General features: G+C 37.8%; 18 protein-coding genes and 1 other RNA gene. 11 read left to right on the forward strand and 8 right to left on the reverse strand.

What is annotated here, in order from left to right; genetic code table 11:
* Positions 1-15: 15 nt before the first annotated feature.
* The gene (gene accC, locus RHO12_09155; GenBank protein ID WVD65545.1) at positions 16-1362 is read right to left on the reverse strand and encodes an acetyl-CoA carboxylase biotin carboxylase subunit; all 1347 of its coding nucleotides are present in this window, start codon (positions 1360-1362) and stop codon (positions 16-18) included.
* A 63-nt stretch (positions 1363-1425) separates the two neighbouring features.
* Complete coding sequence (accB, locus tag RHO12_09160) at positions 1426-1887, reverse strand: acetyl-CoA carboxylase biotin carboxyl carrier protein (GenBank protein ID WVD65546.1); 462 nt, start codon at positions 1885-1887, stop codon at positions 1426-1428.
* A gap of 424 nt (positions 1888-2311) precedes the next feature.
* Here accB and RHO12_09165 point away from each other — a divergent pair, with 424 nt between their 5' ends.
* The 6 genes from RHO12_09165 to RHO12_09190 are packed head-to-tail and all read left to right on the forward strand — an operon-like array spanning position 2312 to position 8468.
* Positions 2312-3355 (forward strand): rod shape-determining protein, encoded by a 1044-nt coding sequence (locus RHO12_09165; GenBank protein WVD65547.1) that lies wholly within the window; start codon positions 2312-2314, stop codon positions 3353-3355.
* 54 nt (positions 3356-3409) lie between these two features.
* A complete protein-coding gene (gene mreC, locus RHO12_09170; GenBank protein WVD65548.1) occupies positions 3410-4279 on the forward strand; it encodes a rod shape-determining protein MreC in 870 nt (289 codons plus the stop codon).
* Positions 4272-4760: a rod shape-determining protein MreD gene (mreD, locus tag RHO12_09175; GenBank protein ID WVD65549.1), complete on the forward strand. Its 489-nt coding sequence runs from the start codon at positions 4272-4274 to the stop codon at positions 4758-4760. The genes mreC and mreD overlap by 8 nt, the downstream gene beginning before the upstream one ends.
* Positions 4761-4771: 11 nt before the next feature.
* Positions 4772-6247, forward strand: a complete 1476-nt coding sequence (rng, locus tag RHO12_09180; protein WVD67395.1) for a ribonuclease G — start codon at positions 4772-4774, stop codon at positions 6245-6247.
* Positions 6248-6298: 51 nt separating this feature from the next.
* Positions 6299-7756, forward strand: coding sequence for a metalloprotease TldD (tldD, locus tag RHO12_09185; protein ID WVD65550.1), 1458 nt, complete (start codon positions 6299-6301; stop codon positions 7754-7756).
* A 28-nt stretch (positions 7757-7784) separates the two neighbouring features.
* Positions 7785-8468 (forward strand): DedA family protein, encoded by a 684-nt coding sequence (locus RHO12_09190; GenBank protein WVD65551.1) that lies wholly within the window; start codon positions 7785-7787, stop codon positions 8466-8468.
* Here RHO12_09190 and rnpB read toward each other — a convergent pair.
* Positions 8463-8845, reverse strand: an RNA gene (rnpB, locus tag RHO12_09195) — RNase P RNA component class A. The two genes, RHO12_09190 and rnpB, sit on opposite strands and share 6 nt — an antisense overlap.
* 231 nt (positions 8846-9076) lie before the next feature.
* Between rnpB and RHO12_09200 the strand changes: the two genes are divergently transcribed.
* The 3 genes from RHO12_09200 to RHO12_09210 all read left to right on the forward strand — a co-directional run bounded on the left by RHO12_09200 (position 9077) and on the right by RHO12_09210 (position 12758).
* Positions 9077-10951 carry a PTS mannitol transporter subunit IICBA gene (locus tag RHO12_09200; GenBank protein WVD65552.1) on the forward strand — a complete coding sequence of 625 codons (1875 nt, stop codon included), beginning with the start codon at positions 9077-9079 and terminating at the stop codon, positions 10949-10951.
* 75 nt (positions 10952-11026) lie between these two features.
* Positions 11027-12187 carry a mannitol-1-phosphate 5-dehydrogenase gene (locus RHO12_09205; GenBank protein ID WVD65553.1) on the forward strand — a complete coding sequence of 387 codons (1161 nt, stop codon included), beginning with the start codon at positions 11027-11029 and terminating at the stop codon, positions 12185-12187.
* A gap of 16 nt (positions 12188-12203) precedes the next feature.
* Positions 12204-12758, forward strand: coding sequence for an MltR family transcriptional regulator (locus RHO12_09210; protein ID WVD65554.1), 555 nt, complete (start codon positions 12204-12206; stop codon positions 12756-12758).
* A gap of 1 nt (position 12759) precedes the next feature.
* Here RHO12_09210 and dtd read toward each other — a convergent pair whose 3' ends face one another.
* The 4 genes from dtd to rpsT all read right to left on the reverse strand — a co-directional run bounded on the left by dtd (position 12760) and on the right by rpsT (position 15107).
* A complete protein-coding gene (dtd, locus tag RHO12_09215) occupies positions 12760-13194 on the reverse strand; it encodes a D-aminoacyl-tRNA deacylase (GenBank protein WVD65555.1) in 435 nt (144 codons plus the stop codon).
* Positions 13191-14057: a virulence factor BrkB family protein gene (locus tag RHO12_09220; protein WVD65556.1), complete on the reverse strand. Its 867-nt coding sequence runs from the start codon at positions 14055-14057 to the stop codon at positions 13191-13193. The genes dtd and RHO12_09220 overlap by 4 nt, the downstream gene beginning before the upstream one ends.
* Before the next feature lie 22 nt (positions 14058-14079).
* The gene (locus RHO12_09225; protein ID WVD65557.1) at positions 14080-14718 is read right to left on the reverse strand and encodes an SPOR domain-containing protein; all 639 of its coding nucleotides are present in this window, start codon (positions 14716-14718) and stop codon (positions 14080-14082) included.
* 125 nt (positions 14719-14843) lie between these two features.
* The gene (gene rpsT, locus RHO12_09230; GenBank protein ID WVD65558.1) at positions 14844-15107 is read right to left on the reverse strand and encodes a 30S ribosomal protein S20; all 264 of its coding nucleotides are present in this window, start codon (positions 15105-15107) and stop codon (positions 14844-14846) included.
* A 189-nt stretch (positions 15108-15296) separates the two neighbouring features.
* Here rpsT and pgk point away from each other — a divergent pair, with 189 nt between their 5' ends.
* Both pgk and fbaA read left to right on the forward strand, forming a co-directional pair.
* On the forward strand, positions 15297-16457 hold the full coding sequence (gene pgk / locus RHO12_09235) for a phosphoglycerate kinase (GenBank protein ID WVD65559.1): 1161 nt from the start codon (positions 15297-15299) through the stop codon (positions 16455-16457).
* A 72-nt stretch (positions 16458-16529) separates the two neighbouring features.
* Entirely contained in the window at positions 16530-17609 is a 1080-nt protein-coding gene (gene fbaA / locus RHO12_09240) for a class II fructose-bisphosphate aldolase (protein WVD65560.1), read from the forward strand.
* 86 nt (positions 17610-17695) lie between these two features.
* On the opposite strand, the gene priA is transcribed toward fbaA, so the two are convergent.
* Positions 17696-19885 (reverse strand): primosomal protein N', encoded by a 2190-nt coding sequence (gene priA / locus RHO12_09245; GenBank protein ID WVD65561.1) that lies wholly within the window; start codon positions 19883-19885, stop codon positions 17696-17698.
* Positions 19886-19896: the final 11 nt, after the last annotated feature.

Below are 19896 nucleotides of genomic sequence, written 5' to 3' on the forward strand. Positions count from 1 at the left end.
ATAAAGTAGATTATTTTATTCGTAAATGCCTAATTTTTTCTCTAAATAGTGAATATTTGTACCACCCTTTTGGAAATTTTCGTCATTCATAATCTCAATATGTAGCTCAATATTAGTTTTAATACCATCAATTACTAATTCAGCCAGTGCATTTTTCATTCTTACAATTGCAATGTCACGTGTTTCTCCATAAGCGATAAGCTTACCTATCATTGAATCGTAGTGTGGTGGAACACTATAGCCAGCGTAAATATGTGACTCCCAACGAATACCAAAGCCACCAGGCGCATGGAAGCGAGTAATCTTACCTGGTGATGGCATAAATGTTTTTGCATCCTCGGCATTGATTCTGCACTCTATTGCATGACCTTTAATATGAACATCTTTTTGTTTGATTGATAAAGGCAAGCCTGATGCGATACGGATTTGCTCTCTAATGAGATCGACGCTTGTAATCATTTCAGTAACAGGGTGCTCGACTTGAATACGAGTATTCATCTCAATGAAGTAAAATTCACCGTTTTCAAATAAAAATTCAAACGTTCCAGCACCACGATACCCAATCTCAATACACGCATTTGCACAGCGTTCACCTATAAATTGGCGCATTTTAGGTGTAATACCAATTGCAGGTGCTTCTTCAACGACTTTTTGGTGGCGTCTTTGCATTGAACAGTCTCGCTCACCAAGATAGATAGCTTGACCTTGACCATCGGCAAGTACTTGAATTTCAATATGACGAGGGTTTTCAAGGAATTTTTCCATGTAAACCATATCATTATTGAAAGCTGTTTTTGCTTCCATTTTAGTCATTTTTATTGATTGCTCGAGATCTTTTTCATGACGAACAATACGCATTCCACGACCGCCACCGCCGCCCGATGCTTTAATTATAACGGGATAGCCAATCTTTTTAGCTATTTTTTTGTTAGTTTCAATATCATTGCTTAATGAACCATCAGAGCCAGGAACACATGGAACGCCAGCTTTTTTCATTGCGTCGATTGCAGAAACTTTGTCACCCATTAAACGAATCGTATCTGCTTTGGGACCAACAAAGATGAATCCTGAGCGTTCAACTTGCTCAGCAAAATCAGCATTTTCAGACAAAAAACCATACCCAGGGTGAATAGCAGATGCACCAGTAACTTCAGCAGCTGCAATTAAAGCTGGGACATTAAGATAGCTTTTTGCTGATGGTGCAGGGCCAATACAGACGGTTTCATCAGCAAGTAAGACATGTTTTAGATCTTTATCAGCCGTTGAGTGTACTGCAACGGTATGAATTCCAAGCTCTTTGCATGCCCTTAAGATACGCAAGGCGATTTCGCCTCGGTTCGCAATTAAAATTTTATCAAGCATATTAACCTCTAAGCGAATTTTTATACACGGACTTTGTTCGAAAATACATTAAATCAGTCAATATTATTCGATTACAAATAATGGTTGATCAAATTCAACTGGTTGTCCGTTTTCAACTAAAATCGCTTTAATAGTACCTGCTTTTTCTGATTCTATTTGATTCATCATTTTCATTGCTTCAACGATACATAACACATCGCCGACGCTAACAGTTTGACCAACTTCTACAAAAGATTTAGAATCAGGGCTTGGGGTACGGTAAAACGTACCAACCATTGGCGATTTGATTGTTTGACCTGTCATCGCGCACTGGTCATTACTTGGCACGACTGTTGGTGTAGTTTCTGTTATAGTATTAACGAAATTGGGTGCTGGTTGGGCAACATGAATGTTTTGGACTGGGTAAGCGGCAGGAGGTAGAGCTCGACTAATTCTTACTGATTCTTCACCTTCTGAAATTTCTAACTCAGAAATACCAGACTCTTCAACTAATTCAATTAATTTCTTTATTTTGCGTATATCCATGAATAACACCGTATTATTTGTTCATAAAATAAAATGATAACTAATGAGTTCATTATCATTCGTTTTGTTCTATTTCATATGCCAATTAAACCATTATAGTCTAATTTTGCAGAAGTTAGCCGAAAATATTATCGATTTTGCGCTAAATTGTATTAACGGGGAAGAATACACTGTTAAAAAGTATTTGTCATTATATATATCAAATTTAGACGTTTTTTTAAGCGAAAAATTACAACTAACATACTTAAATATTTAAATTTATGGTTATTTCTAACTATGCGTTGAGGTATAATTGCGGTACAATGATACAATTTCGTGTACAATTTTTAACTTGCTGTGGGCTGCGTAAGGTTGCACTATATCATAAGGTAGGTGTGCTAATTGAAATAGCCTCTATATTATCAATTCAGGAAGAGCTTTTATTATGTTTAAAAAAATTCGTGGTATTTTTTCTAATGACCTCTCTATCGATTTAGGTACTGCAAATACGCTTATTTATGTTAAAGGTCAAGGTATAGTCCTTAATGAGCCATCAGTTGTTGCTATTCGCCAAGATCGTAGTGGTGCACCAAAAAGCGTTGCTGCAGTCGGGCATGCCGCTAAACAGATGTTAGGAAGAACACCTGGAAATATTGCAGCGATTCGACCAATGAAAGATGGTGTGATTGCTGATTTTTCTGTGACAGAAAAAATGTTACAGTATTTTATCAGGCAAGTTCATAGCCATAGTTTTTTAAGGCCAAGTCCCAGAGTACTTGTGTGTGTACCAGTTGGTGCTACTCAGGTTGAACGCCGAGCTATTCGTGAATCAGCATTAGGCGCTGGAGCGAGAGAAGTTTATTTGATTGAAGAGCCAATGGCAGCAGCGATTGGCGCTGATCTACCAGTATCAGAACCAACGGGGTCTATGGTGGTTGATATTGGTGGCGGGACAACAGAAGTAGCGGTGATATCACTAAATGGAGTTGTTTACTCAGCTTCAGCACGTATTGGCGGAGATCGTTTTGATGAAGCAATCATAAATTATGTCAGACGTAATTATGGCGCATTAATCGGTGAAGTAACGGCTGAACGAATTAAACATACTATTGGTAGTGCTTACCCGGGTAATGAGGTCCTTGAAATTGAAGTTAGGGGCCGTAATTTAGCAGAGGGCGTACCACGTAGCTTTACGTTAAACTCAAACGAAATTTTAGAAGCATTGCAAGAACCGTTAACGGGTATTGTCAGCGCAGTTAAAGTTGCATTGGAACAGTGTCCACCAGAGCTTGCATCAGATATTTCTGAGCATGGCATGGTGCTTACTGGCGGCGGTGCATTATTGCGTAATATTGATAAATTACTTTCTGCAGAGACTGGAATTCATGTTGTTGTTGCCGAAGATCCATTAACTTGTGTAGCAAGAGGCGGTGGTAAAGCGCTTGAAATGGTAGACATGCACGGTGGCGATCTATTTAGTGAAGATTAGTTTTTATGTGGAATTGAAAGAGTATTTTTTTATTCATGAACGGTGGCTTTCTTTATGAAACGAATATTTACTAAGGGAACACCGCTCGGTTTTCAATTGTTTGTCGTTTTGACGTTAGCTATTTTTTTAATTGTATATGATGTTAAATCCCGAGCTTTTTCTATTGTCCGTTATTATTTAGATACAATTATTTCTCCTTTATATTATATTTCTAATTCGCCACGTGTAACTTTTGATTCATTAGCGGAAATGTCTAAAACAAGACTAGAAATTTCCGCTGAAAATATGGATTTGAAGTATGAATTGAAAAGCCAGCAAAGTGAATTGTTACAATTGGCTTATTTAAAGAAAGAAAATAATAGGCTTCGAGATTTGTTAGGTTCACCTTTGCAGCACGATGAGTTTAAAAAAGTTGCTCAAGTTCTGCTTGCCGATACCGATCCTTATTTATATCAAATAGTATTAAATAAAGGTACAAAAGATGAAGTTTTTGTTGGGCAACCAGTACTTGATGAGAAAGGTATTGTTGGACAAATTTATAAAACCGCTTATAGCACGAGCCGTGCTATTTTAGTCTGCGATTATCAACACGCGGTGCCGGTTCAAATACTAAGAAATGATATGAGAATGGTTGCAGTTGGCAATGGTTGTAATAATGACCTTTTGCTCGATTTTTTGCCTAATAATGTTGATATTCAAGTCGGTGACGTACTAGTTACTTCAGGCCTTGATGGTCGGTTTCCTGAAGGTTATCCTGTTGCGACTGTGAGTTCAGTTAAACTTGATATTCATGGCTCAACACCAATCATATCCGCCACGCCAACTGCAGATTTGAAACGATTGCGTTATCTATTATTATTATGGAATGATAAAAACAAATCAGCGAATGCGAAAGAGACCCAAGAGGTACTAAATAATGAATAATTCAGCTCGCTGTTATTGGGTAATTTGCTTGACCTTATTTGTTGGCTTATTATTGCAAATCATGCCATGGACATCGTCAATTTATGTTTTAAAACCGCACTGGTTAATGTTAGTTTTGGTTTATTGGATATTAGTTTTACCGCATCGAATAGGAATTGGAACCGCATTCTTGGTCGGTATTATATTAGATTTATTTTTAGGTACAGTGCTTGGCGTACACGCCTTTATTTTCTCCTTGATAGCTTATCTCGTACTTTTTAGAGTTCAACTAGTTAGAAACTTAGCATTGTGGCAACAGTCGTTTATTATCTTTGCGTTATCTTTTATTTATGATTTATTGCTATTCATATTCGAAATTGCCATATACCAAATGATAACTTTTTCCCCGCTTATTTTCTTATCGATGTTTGTCGATGGAATTTTGTGGATATGGATATTTTTGCTGTTACAACAAATTAGGCATAACTTTGCAATAGAATAAATGAGGGCATGATGTCTGTTGAATTATTGATGAATGTTACACCATCTGAAACTCGGGTGGCTTATGTTGAAGAGGGGATTTTACAAGAAATTCATGTTGATAGAGAATCCAAAAGAGGGATCGTCGGTAATATTTATAAAGGCAAAGTTATCCGAATTTTACCTGGTATGCAAGCTGCATTTGTTGATATTGGTCTTGAAAAAGCTGCATTTTTGCATGCTTCCGATATTATGCCACATACCGAATGTGTTTCTGATAGTGAACAAGAGCAATTTCAAGTCAAAGATATTTCAGAGCTTGTTCGTCAGGGGCAAGATCTTATGGTGCAAGTAGTAAAAGATCCTATTGGGACCAAAGGAGCAAGACTTACCACTGATATTACTTTACCCTCTCGTTATTTAGTCTTTATGCCAGGCCCAAACTCTGCCCATGTCGCAACGTCGCAGCGTATTGAAAGCGAACAAGAGCGTGAGCGATTAAAACTGATCATAGAAAAATATATTACAGATGATGGTGGCTTTATTGTTAGGACCGCAGCAGAAGGCGCGAGTCAAAATGAATTAGAACAAGATATTGCATTTTTGCATCGTCTATGGAAGAAGATTCAAGAAAGGATGTCGAGACCCGTCAGTAAAAATTTACTTTATGGCGAGTTAGACTTATCTCAGCGAATTTTAAGAGACTTTGTCGGAGATCCAATTGAAAGAATTTTAGTTGACTCAAAGTTAATATTTGATTTGTTGACCGAATTTACTCAAGAATTTATGCCTGAAATAACTAATAAATTAGTGCATTATAAGGGAAACATCCCTATTTTCGATTTGTATGATATTGAGAATGAAATTCAAAGAGCATTAGACCGGAAAGTAAAGTTAAAATCTGGCGGTTATTTGATTATCGATCAAACAGAGGCAATGACTACAATTGATATTAATACAGGTGCTTTTGTTGGTCACCGCAATCTTGAAGAAACAATTTTTAATACGAATATCGAAGCAACTATTGCAATTGCAAGGCAACTACGTTTACGTAACTTAGGCGGTATTGTCATTATTGATTTTATTGATATGCAAGAAGAGATTCATCGAGAGCGAGTGTTACAGTCTTTACACGATTTTTTAACTAAAGATCGCGCCAAAACCACAGTTAACAGTTTTTCGGCCTTAGGCTTAGTCGAAATGACGCGTAAGCGTACCAGAGAGAGTATTGAGCATATCTTATGTGAAGAGTGCTCATCGTGCCATGGCCGGGGTATGGTAAAATCCGTTGAAACGGTCTGCAATGAAATTTTGCGAGAAATCGTACGAGTATACAAGGCGCACCATAGTGAATATTTTTTAGTGTATGCATCAACTGTAGTAGCGAATGCACTAACTGCCGATGAATCTCATACTTTAGCTGAAGTTGAGCTATTTGTTGGTAAGCGGGTTGAAGTAAAAATTGAACCATTATATATCCAAGAACAATATGACGTTGTATTGATGTAATGGATACTGTTGCTATTAAAGAATTATATTTGATATCTTTATAAGGAATTTATGCTATTAACCGAGGTCAGTGAGCGAGTACTTACTGCAAATAATTTAAGATATGGTGATCTTACCCATCTGCTTGATATATTGTCCGCTAGGCAAATTGATTATGGAGATGTGTATTTTTTATCTGGTTATTATGAGAGTTGGACTTTGGATGATAAAATTATCAAAAATGCCTCTTTTCATCGGGACCAGGGTGTAGGCATTCGCGCGATAACGGGTGATAAAACAGGTTTTGCTTATACTGATCAAATTTCATTTGTTAAGCTTGAGCAAAGTGCAGTTGCAGCACAAAGTATTGTTCATAGTCGATCCCCATTGCTTGTTACACCATTAAAATCAAGTCAACAACTTGCTATTTACTCAAGTATTAATCCGATTAGTAGTATACAGCAGGAAGTGAAAATTTTATTGTTACAGCATGTAGATAGATTGGCTCGTTCGTTAGATAAAAGAGTTATTGATGTCACCGCAAGCCTCTCTGGTAGTTATGAAGATATCTTAATTGCGGCAACCGATGGTACATTTGCCGCAGATACTCGACCATTAGTTAGATTATCTGTCTCAGTTTTAGTTGAAGAAAGTGGTGTAAGAGAAAGAGGAAGTAGTGGTGGTGGAGGTCGTTTTAGCTATGATTATTTCTTTACTACCAATCCACTAACAGGTGAAAGTCAAGCTGATAGTTATACAAGAGAAGCGGTGCGGTTAGCATTAGTTGCATTATCGGCATCTGCAGCGCCAGCTGGCTCTATGCCGGTAGTATTAGGTGCTGGCTGGCCAGCAGTGCTTTTACATGAAGCGGTAGGACATGGACTTGAAGGTGACTTCAATCGTAAAAATTCGTCAGTTTTTTCAGGTAAAATTGGTGAATTAGTTACTTCTGAATTATGTACGATTGTTGATGATGCAACGCTTAAAGAGCGACGAGGTTCGTTGACCATCGATGATGAGGGCGTTGTAGGGCAGCGCACAGTTCTTATTGAAAATGGCGTTTTAAAAGGCTATATGTTTGATAAATTAAATGCTAAATTGATGTCAACTGAATCGACAGGCAATGGAAGAAGGGAGAGTTACTCTTATTTACCAATGCCTAGAATGACTAACACGTACATGCTTGGTGGTAACTCAACATTTGATAATATTATTAGCAGTGTTGAATATGGCTTATATGCACCAGGTTTTGCTGGAGGTCAAGTTGATATTACTTCAGGACAGTTTGTTTTTTCGACGTCTGAAGCTTATTTAATCGAAAAAGGGAAAATAACTAAACCAGTAAAAGGTGCAACTCTCATTGGTTCTGGTATTGAAGCGATGCAAAAAATTTCTATGGTTGCCGATGATATGGCGCTTGATATTGGTGTCGGTGTATGCGGTAAAGCAGGACAAAGTGTGCCAGTCGGTGTTGGGCAACCAACATTAAAGGTTGATAGTTTAACCGTTGGTGGCACAGTGAGTCGCTGATAATTTATATTGACAGGATAAAATATACATGGAAACGATAGTTACACTCTACGATGCTTTTTTGGCAATGAATCTTGAAGTTTTAAGAGATCCTAAAGTATTAGGGACTCTTTATCTGATGTTATTTGTTATTTTATTCTTAGAAAATGGTGTTCTACCTGCGGCATTCTTACCAGGAGATAGTCTACTTTTTTTAACGGGTGTATTAATTAGTTTGGATATTTTTCACTTTGGGTTAATTAATTTAGTATTAATTGCTGGTGCAGCATTAGGGACATGGCTTGGTTATATCCAAGGTCGTTGGTTAGGTAATACTAAGATAGTTAAAAGCTGGATGGCACATTTACCTGAAAAATATCATGCTCGTACACTAACTTTATTCCATAAATATGGTTTACAGGCTCTATTTATCGGGCGTTTTATCGCGTTTGTTCGTACTGCATTACCTATTATGGCAGGCCTATCTGGGCTACATAGCAAACGGTTTCACGTTTATAACTGGATTAGTGCAACATTATGGATTTTTTTAATTACAGCTTTAGGATATTTGTTTGGTCTTTCACCATTATTTAAAATGTATGAAAAGCAATTTATGACATTTCTTATGCTCATACCAGTATTCTTACTGGTACTTGGATTGGTTGCTTCTATTTGGCTGCTCATAAAGCGCAAGCTTGCTACAAAGAATAAACCTACAAAAAAGAAAAAGTGAAATCAACCGATAAGCCGGGTTCTGTCGAGGACAATCATTCATCTAGGCTAGTGTTCGCACATTAGCTCAAGCAGTCTACCCGGATTCAGCGCGGGCCACGCCGATGAATCCCTATTTGACCTTGCTCCGAGTGGAGTTTACCTTGCCACACCTGTTACCAGTTGCGCGGTGCGCTCTTACCGCACCCTTTCACCCTTACCTGATCTCATAAATGAGCCATCGGCGGTATACTCTCTGTTGCACTTGTCGTGAACTTTCACTCTCGTAAAAGCTCCCCAGGTGTTACCTGGCACTCTGCCCTATGGAGCCCGGACTTTCCTCCCCTTTGTCTGTTTCCCTAAGGACGACAACAAAGCAGCGATTGTCTGGTTGATTTCGCTTAGGAGAATACGCTAATAATAAATAGTTGTAAATACTTTTACTGATTCAACGGTACGCTTTGTTTACTATCATCGGTTACGTAAAATTTGTGATTTAAATCACATTTTTGTTTTTTTGTTTTTTTTATAAATGTGATTTAGATCACATTTATGGCTAAATATTAATGAACTACACGTAAGTTAATGCGTACAATATGCGCATATTGATCCTCACAAATGAGATAAACTATGTCTAAATCAAATATTAAATTGAAAGTCCAAAATTTCGGGCGTTTCCTAAGTAATATGGTGATGCCAAATATTGGCGCCTTTATTGCTTGGGGTTTTATTACTGCTATTTTTATTCCAACAGGTTGGTGGCCCAATGAGATGGTAGCTAGGTTAGTTGGACCAATGATTACATATTTGTTACCATTATTAATTGGTTATACGGGTGGTAAGTTAGTCTATGGCGAACGTGGTGGAGTGGTTGGTGCTATCACAACCATGGGTGTAATTGTCGGTTCAGAAATTCCAATGTTCTTAGGCGCGATGATTGTTGGACCACTTGGTGGTTGGGTCATTAAGAAATTTGATCAGATTGTTGAAGGTAAAGTTAAAAGCGGTTTTGAGATGCTAGTTAATAACTTCTCTTCTGGCATTCTTGGTATGATCCTTGCGTTACTTGCCTTTTTTGCGATTGGTCCTGCAGTTGTTCATGCATCAAACGTATTGTCTTATGGTGTCGATTTTATGGTACAGGCAAACTTATTACCATTAACATCGATCATCGTTGAACCTGCGAAAATTTTATTCTTAAATAATGCCATTAATCACGGTATTTTTTCGCCTTTAGGAATTCAGCAAGTTGCTGAACATTCTAAATCGATTTTCTTTTTAATTGAAGCCAATCCTGGTCCAGGACTCGGACTTTTACTGGCTTATATGGTATTTGGTAAAGGTGCAGCAAAAAGTTCAGCAGGTGGCGCAGCTATCATTCAATTCTTCGGCGGGATCCATGAGATCTACTTCCCATACGTATTAATGAATCCACGTTTAATCATAGCGATGATTTTAGGTGGAATGACTGGCATTTTTACCCTAACACTATTTAATGCTGGCTTAAGTTCACCCGCTTCGCCTGGATCAATTATTGCTGTTCTTGCCGTCGCACCAAAAAGTTCACTAGTTGGTGTTATTGCGTCTGTTATTGCTGCTGCAGTCGTGACTTTTGTTGCATCAGCGATACTTTTAAAAACAACTAAAAATATTGATAAAAGCCTTGATGATGCACAAGCAAACATTAAGAAAATGAAAAGTCAGGCAAAAGGCTTAGATGATGCTAATACTTTTGACCTAGCATTAGTGAAAAAAATTATCGTTGCTTGCGATGCGGGTATGGGTTCAAGTGCAATGGGCGCAGGCGTTCTTAATAAAAAAGTAAAAGATGCAGGTTTAAATATTTCAGTGACTAATTTGGCGATTAATAACTTACCGACTGATGTTGATATAGTGATTACTCACCGTGATTTGACCGAGCGCGCGAAGCAGCATGCGCCAAATGCACACCATATTTCATTAATTAATTTCCTTGATAGTGATTTGTACAGTCAACTTGTTGAGTCATTAAAAGAAAAACAAAATACCGCTATCAGAGTTGAGGCCCAATCTCAAATAAAGCAAGATGATGCGCCAATATTTCGATTAACGCAAAATGACATATTTTTAGGGCTTAATGCCACGACAAAAGAAGAGGCTATTCGTTTTGCTGGAGAGCAATTAGTCAAATTAGGTTATGTTGAAGAAGATTATATTGATGCGATGTTTGCGCGAGAGGCGCTAACAAGCACTTACCTAGGTGAATCAATCGCAGTGCCACACGGGACTATTGATGCGAAAGATAAAGTACTTAAGACGGGAATTGTATTTTGTCAATATCCTCAAGGCGTCGTGTTTGGTGACACCGAGGATGATAAAGCACGTTTAGTTATAGCGATTGCAGCACGAAATAATGAGCACCTAGATGTTATTGCTAAACTCACTAGTGCGCTTGATGATTCCTCAATTATAGACAAATTAGTCAATACAGATGATATAAATGAAGTACTCGCTGTATTAGCTTAATGGCAAATATTATCTTCATTTTGCCATTAAATTACTATTAATAGATAACGAGATAAAATAATTAAGGTTGAAACTATGCAAGTTTTACATTTTGGTGCAGGTAATATTGGTAGAGGTTTTATTGGTAAACTATTAGCTGATGCAGGGATTAAAGTCACTTTTGCCGATGTAAATCAAGCGATTGTAGATGAATTGAACGTAAGACATCAGTACCCAGTCAATGTCGTTGGTGAATGTGCAACGACAGAAGTGGTAATTGGCGTTGATGCGGTTAATAGCCAATCTGCTGGAGTTATTAATAAAATTGCTAACGTTGATCTAGTTACAACAGCTGTTGGTCCGCAAATATTACCACGTATTGCTGATGCGGTGGCAAAAGGGCTGATAGCTCGTTTTGAGTGTAACAACACTCAGCCATTAAATATTATCGCCTGTGAAAATATGGTACGAGGTACAAGCCAATTTAAAGAACATATTTTTGCTGTGTTACCGGCTCAATATCATAATTGGGTTAATCAAAATATTGGTTTTGTTGATTCTGCCGTTGATCGTATTGTTCCACCAGCCACATCAAAAACAGGTGATATTCTTGAAGTTACTGTTGAGACCTTTTCGGAATGGATTGTTGATGAAACTCAATTTAAAGGGCCTATTCCGATAATTTCTGGTATGGAGCCTACCGATAATCTAATGGCTTTTGTTGAGCGAAAACTATTTACTCTCAATACTGGGCATGCAATTACTGCTTATTTAGGTCATTATTACGGTTTAACGACTATTCGTGATGCTATTCTTGATGAACGAATCCGATTAATTGCACGTGGTGCGATGGAAGAGAGTGGGTTAGTGCTTATTAATCGTTATCGGTTTGATGATGTTAAGCATATTGCCTATATTGAGAAAATTTTAGCCCGTTTTGAAAACCCTTATTTACATGATGATACGGCAAGAGTAGGTCGTCAGCCATTAAGAAAATTAAGCCCAACAGATCGATTAGTCAAACCGCTATTAGGTACGTTTGAATATCAATTATGCAACGATAATTTACTTATTGGTATTGCTGCCGCACTTAATTACCGTAACAATGATGATGAGCAGGCAATTGAACTCGCCGATATCATTGCGCAACAAGGGATTGATAAAGCATTTAGCCAAATATCAACTATTGAGATTAATAACCCAGTAATTAAGAAAGTTGAGAGTATTTATGAGCTTATGCAAACTAAGGGCTTTTAGCTTTTAAAATATAATCATGCTAGAAAGTTTACAAGAAGACGATATTCTCGAACGGCTAAATCAACAGCTCGATATTCATGGGCTGTTGGTTACTGCAATGGATATTATTGGTCAGAATGTAGATCAGCTAATAATGAAAGCTTTTCGTAAGGATAAGCATGCGATTAAATTTGTTATTCCCTCTTTGGTGGGTAATCGTGGGCCGCTTAATGAGCTATCAGTAAGGCTAAAGTTACTTTATGCTTTGGGCGTTATTAGTCGAGAGGAATATGAAGATATCGAGCTAATTATGGCCATTGTTGATGAATTAGAACTTGATGATGAGACTGTTTATACTTTTGTTGATGACGAAATTCTCGGCCCAATAAGCTTGCTGCATGATATGACATTACCTCCTCAGATTATTAGCCAAAAAATAATACCAAATGAAGCAGGAATTGTTGATAGTATAAAGTCTTCAATCTATAAACAGCGTTATCAGCAGATGATTCGTTCGGCGCTGATCATAGCTATCACTACTCTCGTAGTGCGTCTTAGTGAAAAACAGTGCCTGCTTTTTATGCACCAATAGGTTAAACCTGTAACCAAAAAGTCACTGGACCATCGTTAACGAGTGAAACTTGCATATCGGCAGCAAAAATGCCGGCTTGAGTATCTATTTGTTGTTGGCATTGGTTGGTAAAATATTCATATAGTGCTTTCGCTTCATCAGGTAAAGCACCTTTAGTAAAACTTGGACGCATACCTTTTTGAGTATCAGCGACAAGTGTAAATTGGGAGACAACTAAAATACTGCCGCCAGCTTGCTTAATATTAAGGTTCATTCTATCTTCATTGTCGCTAAAGATACGATAACCTAATACTTTTTCACAAAGTCGAGCTGCTTTTTGCTCGGTGTCTTCTTTTTCAACACCTAATAAGACTAATAAACCGCGGTCTATTTTACCAACAGTCTGGTCATTAACTAAAACGCTAGCATGCTTAACACGTTGTATTAATGCTATCATTTTTTATTATCACCAGCAGCGACATGCGTCATCTTCTGTTTATTATAATCAGCTAACGCAGCAGCAAATTCAGCACCAAATAAAATAATACACCACGAGAAATAAATCCAAATCAGCAATAAAGGTATTGAGGATAATACCCCATATATCAATTGATAAGTCGGAAAAGATGTCACATATAAAGTAAATAATTTTTTTCCTAGCTCAAATAATATCGCGGCAATTATTGCTCCTGCTATTGATTCTTTGGTCGGCACAGGTTCCGTTGGGACTATGCAATAAAGCAGCCAAAAACCAATAATAGAAATCACAAAAGGTAAAAAGCCGATAGATACATGGCTAATGGTTGTATCAGATAACCACTTGGTTGAAAATATATATGAACTTATCGCGATGCTCGCCCCAATTAATATTGGGCCTAGTGTTAGTATCGTCCAGTACATCGTTAGCTTATAGGTAAAGGAACGTCTACGTTTTGTTCGCCAAATAAAATTTAAGGCGCTATCAATTGAACTAATTAATAACAAAGACGTTACAACTAAACCAATGATACCAAACGCGGTCATTCTATTGGTATTCGCAATAAATTGGTCTAGGTATTGTTGAATGGTATCACTGGCAGCTGGCGCTAAATTATCATAAACTAATTGCCGCAGCGATAGGCTTGCTTCATTAAAAATAGGAAAAGCAGATAAAAGAGAAAAAATGACCGTAATTAACGGTACTAATGCTAAAATTGAGGTATATGCAAGGCTCGCCGCGGATGTTGTCAAACGATCATGGTTGATATGTTGCCATAAAATAATGATAAAACGTTTAACACTATGAGTATTTGCTCTAAAATTAAATTTTTTTAGTTTCATTAGTCTACCTATCAACAATTCACTATTTTAAGGTCGCAATACAGCTATTTATACCATTAGCTTTTAATATTGCTATTGCTTTTTCTGTATCGGATTTCAATTGATAGGGTCCAACAAGTACACGATGAAATTTTTCACTCTGTACAAAACTTGTCATGCCAAGTATTGTTAATTTAGCCTGCAGGGATTCAGCATTCCCTCTGTCTTTGAATGCACCACACTGTAATAGCCAATGTCCTGTTTCAACTGTTGTTTTTTGCTGTATTTGGGTTGGTGGAGCTGTATTTGTTGTCGCTTGGTTACTACTTGCGGATGATGACTGTTTATCATTGATAAAACTACTTAAAATTTGCTGACGTTCTTTGTCTTGTATTGATTTTGTTAGCGGAGGAATAACCGCCTTATTATTACCATTGGGATTTTCTAATTCTTTTAAATAAGTCCAACGTTCTTCTGGTTTATCCGGTAGCGTTACTTGTGGTTTTTCGGTAATATTTTGTGGTGTAGAAACGGGTCGATGGGGATTATTTTTTGATACAAAATATAAAATTGCGGCAAACAAAATAACTAATAAAATAGCAATTGCCATCATTAGATTAGGAATAACACGTGAACTATTTTTTGCTTTTGATTTCTTTTTGACATAATCACGTTGTGCCACAATATACTCTCTCCAATTCTGTTTTAATTGTGATTAGTATACAAATAAAAAAAGCGGCTTTCACCACTTTTTATAAAATAATAACACATACCTAAACTAGGTATTATTATTCTCTAATTAAGCTATTATGCAATAGCATTGATTTGCTTAATTAAACTTGCTTTATGGCGTGCTGCTTTATTTTTGTGGATTAAACCACGAGCCGCTTGACGATCAACGATTTCCTGCATATCTTTATATGCTACTTGCGCTGATTCTTTATCACCAGCTGCGATAGCTGCATATACTTTTTTGATATAAGTACGCATCATCGAACGACGACTTGCATTGTGTTTACGGCGTTTTTCAGATTGAACTGCACGCTTCTTAGCTGATTTGATATTAGCCAAGGTCAACTCCCAAATTAGATGAACTAATAAATATAATTATCATTAAGGCGACGAAATATGCCTTATTTGAGCCGTTTTGTCAATAAGAAATTTTAGATAAATCATTTTTTAAATTGATCAGCCTTAAAAATTTTGTGTTAAAATAGGCTAAATTTTTTGAATTAAATATTATTAGAAAGAGGAAATTTCATGGCTATTGTTAAGATGACAGATCTTGAACTTAAAGGTAAACGTCTTTTTATCCGTTCAGATCTTAATGTTCCCGTTAAAGATGGTAAAGTGACATCAGATGCTCGTATTCGTGCATCGCTACCAACTATTGAACTTGCTATTAAACAAGGCGCAAAAGTAATGGTTACCTCGCATATCGGTCGTCCAACTGAAGGTGAATATAACCCTGAATATTCTCTGCAACCTGTAGTCGACTATTTAAATGCACATGTTAATTTCCCTGTGCGCTTAGTCAAAGATTATCTTGATGGAGTGGATGTCAAAGAAGGTGAATTAGTTGTACTTGAAAATGTTCGCTTTAATAAAGGCGAAGGAAAAGACGACGAAATATTATCGAAAAAATATGCTGCATTATGTGATATTTATGTCATGGACGCTTTTGGTACTGCTCACCGTGCACAAGCATCAACACATGGTGCAGGTAAATTTGCTCCAGTAGCTTGTGCAGGACCTCTACTAGCACAAGAACTTGATGCCTTAGGTAAAGCGTTAGATAACCCTGCTCGTCCGATGATTGCAATTGTAGCCGGTTCTAAAGTCTCAACTAAACTGACGGTACTTGATTCCTTATCGAAAATTGCTGATCAAATTATTGTGGGCGGTGGTATTGCAAATACGTTTATTGCAGCAGAAGGCTATAATGTTGGTAAATCTCTTTATGAAGCTGATTTAATTCCAGAAGCTAAAAAACTAATGGCTAATTGTGAAATACCAGTACCAACTGATGTCCGTGTTGCAACAGAATTTAGCGAAAACGCTACAGCGGCATTAAAATCGGTTAAAGATGTTAAAGAAAATGAACAAATTCTTGATATTGGTGATGCTTCAGCTGAGGAGTTAGCGAAAATTATTAAAAATGCTAAGACTATTTTATGGAATGGTCCGGTTGGTGTTTTTGAGTTCCCTAACTTTCGTCGTGGTACCGAGATTGTTGCTAAAGCAATTGCAGATAGTGCCGGTTTTTCTATCGCGGGAGGCGGTGATACATTAGCTGCTATCGATTTATTTGGCATTGAAGATAAAATTTCTTATATTTCAACGGGCGGAGGGGCATTCCTTGAGTTTGTTGAAGGTAAAACGCTTCCCGCTGTCGCTATGCTAGAAGCTAGAGGCAAGTAATTTCCAATTAAGGATGGAGTGCCACTTCATCCTTTTTTCTGCATTTTATAATAAAATCTATAGGTAAAAATAATGGCTACTAAGATTTCAGATGTAATAAAACCTGGTGTTGTAACTGGCGATGATGTTCAAAAAATATTTCAAATTGCGCGTGACAATAAATTTGCACTACCGGCTGTAAACTGTGTGAATACTGATACTATCAACGCGGTAATTGAAACTGCTGCTAAAGTTCGTGCGCCAGTTGTTGTGCAATTCTCAAATGGTGGGGCACAATTTATTGCAGGTAAAGGTCTAAAATTAGAAGGCCAAGGTGCTGCTGTTCTTGGCGCGGTATCTGGAGCTAAACACGTGCATTTAGTCGCTGAAAAATACGGTGTTCCAGTTATTGTTCATACTGACCATTGCGCGAAAAAGTTACTACCATGGGTTGATGGCCTATTAGATGCTGGTGAAGCTCATTTTGCACGTACAGGCAAACCGTTATTCTCATCTCATATGATTGACTTATCTGAAGAAAGCCTAAAAGATAATATCGATTTATGCTGCCAATATCTAGCTCGCATGAAGTCTTTAGGTATGACTTTAGAGCTTGAACTTGGTTGTACAGGTGGGGAAGAAGATGGTGTTGATAATAGCCATATGGATAGTTCAGCACTTTACACACAACCAGAAGACATTGCTTATGCTTATGAAAGGCTAAATGCTATCAGTCCTCGTTTTACTATCGCGGCGTCATTTGGTAATGTTCATGGCGTTTATAAACCAGGTAATGTAAAACTAACGCCAAAAATTTTAGATAATTCACAGAAATATGTATCTGAAAAATTTGGTTTGCCTGAGAAATCATTAAACTTTGTCTTCCATGGCGGTTCAGGCTCAACCGCTGAAGAAATTGCTGAAGCAGTCAGCTATGGTGTGGTTAAAATGAATATCGATACCGATACTCAATGGGCGAACTGGGAAGGCATCTTAAATTACTATAAAGCTAACGAAGCTTATCTACAAGGTCAATTAGGCAATCCGGAAGGTGTTGATTCACCAAATAAAAAATACTACGATCCTCGTGTTTGGTTACGTAAAGGTGAAGAATCGATGATCGCTCGTTTAGAGTTAGCGTTTAAAGAGCTTAATGCGATTGACGTATTATAATTTTTTAAATTAGCTTTTCAATTGAACCGTAGCATGTACAATGTTACGGTTTTTTTATCACCGATTTTAGGTAGTGATAAAAAGTGTTACCATCCCTCAATCGGATCCACATCAATACTCCAGCGTAGGTTTTTAATCTCGGGCCATTGCTCAATTTCTCTAACTAGCTGGCTTAATACTAGCTGTAATTTGTGACGCTCGGTATGTTGTAATAGCAGCTGCCAACGATTATAGCCCGCTCTTTTTGGTTGATTTGCTGGAGAAGGACCAAGCAACCAGAGCATATCATCATTAAACTGCTTGCTAAGCCAATCGGCGACTTTTTGCAAAAATTGTGGTGCATATTGGTTATTACGATCTGCGGCATGAAATAGTGCTTGATAGCTAAATGGCGGCAAGCGAGTGATTTGCCGATCTAACAGCATCTGGTTTGCAAAAGCTTGATAACCTTGTTGCAATAATAGATTAAGCAGGGGGTGCTCGGGATGATAAGTTTGTAAAATAACTTCACCCGCTTTATTTTCACGGCCTGCACGACCTGAAACTTGAGTATAAAGCTGCGCAAAGCGCTCTGTAGCCCTAAAATCACTCGAAAATAGCGCGCCATCAACATCGATAATGCCGACTAATGTTACGTCAGGAAAGTGATGACCTTTAGCTAAAATTTGTGTGCCAACAAGTATATGCTTACCGCCCAAATTTACTTGTTTTAGATATTCATCTAAGGCGCCTTTTTTAGCGGTAGAGTCACGATCAATCCTGCTCACCGAAACATCAGGGAAAAGTTGATTTAATTGTAGTTCCAATTGCTCAGTCCCAAAACCAATCGGTACTAAGTGAGTCGATCCACATTTAGGGCATTGGTTAGGAATAGCGCGGTGGCTGTCACAATGATGGCAAATCAATTTGTGCTGTTTTTGATGATAAGTATAAGGCTTATCACAGCGAGGGCACTCCGCAATCCAACCACAATCATGGCAAATTAATAGTGGTGAGAATCCGCGACGGTTTAAAAATAAAATCACCTGATTGTCATTCGCCAAATGTTTTTTAATTTTATCAATTAGCGGCTGTGATAATCCCGCTGATAGCACTAATCCTTTTATATCTAACACAACTTGCTGAGCAAGCTCGGCATTACCTGCACGTTCAGTTAAATGTAAATGTTGGTAGCGATGCGCCTTTGCATTATTGAGTGTTTCAAGCGAGGGGGTTGCGGAGCCTAAAATAATTGGAATATTTTCTATTTTTGCTCGAACAATCGCTAAATCACGAGCGTGATAGCGCCAACCTTCTTGCTGTTTATATGACGAATCATGCTCTTCATCGATAATAATCATACCTAGTTGTTTAAATGGTGTAAATAGCGCCGATCTAGTACCAATTACAATGGCAATATCACCTTGCTTGCACTGCAACCAAGTCGATAGTCTTTCCTTTTCGCTCATCGCAGAATGCAGCATGACAATCGGCACATTAAAGCGCTGCTGGAATCGCTTAATCGTTTGCGGCGTTAAACCAATCTCAGGTACTAATATCAGGGCTTGCTTACCTTGCAAAATAACCGCTTCAATCGCTTGTAGGTATACTTCCGTTTTACCCGAGCCGGTTACGCCCTCAAGTAAAAATACGCCAAACCGATCGCACTGCTGATTGATGCTATCAATGGCACTTATTTGTTGAGCATTAAGTACAAAAGGGCTTGGATTAGATGAAATATTTTTTTGCCAACAGTAGGCATCAGGTATTAGCGCGATTTTTTCGATCAGCGCTTTATCGCTTAATGCTTTGTATACAGCAGGTGAAAAGCGGTTTGATTCAATTTCGCTACCCGCTTGCATCAAACTCAACAATGCTTGCTGTTTGACCGAACGAGCTAGCGTGCAGCTATCAATAATTTTACCTTGCTCAGTCAGTTGCCAGATTAGCGTTTCCGATTTGGTTGCGGCTTTACCTTGTCTTAATAAAATCGGGATAGCGTGAAATAGTACTTCGCCAAGTGGATAGTGATAGTAATCAGCTGCCCACAATAAAAACTGCCACAGTTTATCTGAGAATAATGGTTGTGGATCGATAAACTCACTAATAGTTTTTAGCTTGTGGATATCGTATTCACTCTGGCTACTGAGTGCCGAGATAATTCCGATAGCATGGCGGTTACCAAATGGAATTTTAACTCGTATGCCTAGCGTAGCTAAATTGGCTAGTTTATCTGGCACAATATAATCAAACGTTTGATGTAGCCGAATAGGCAGCACAATTTTGGCAATGAGCATAATTAATGATA

This window comes from Orbaceae bacterium lpD02, assembly GCA_036251875.1.
Classification (GTDB): domain Bacteria; phylum Pseudomonadota; class Gammaproteobacteria; order Enterobacterales; family Orbaceae; genus Orbus; species Orbus sturtevantii.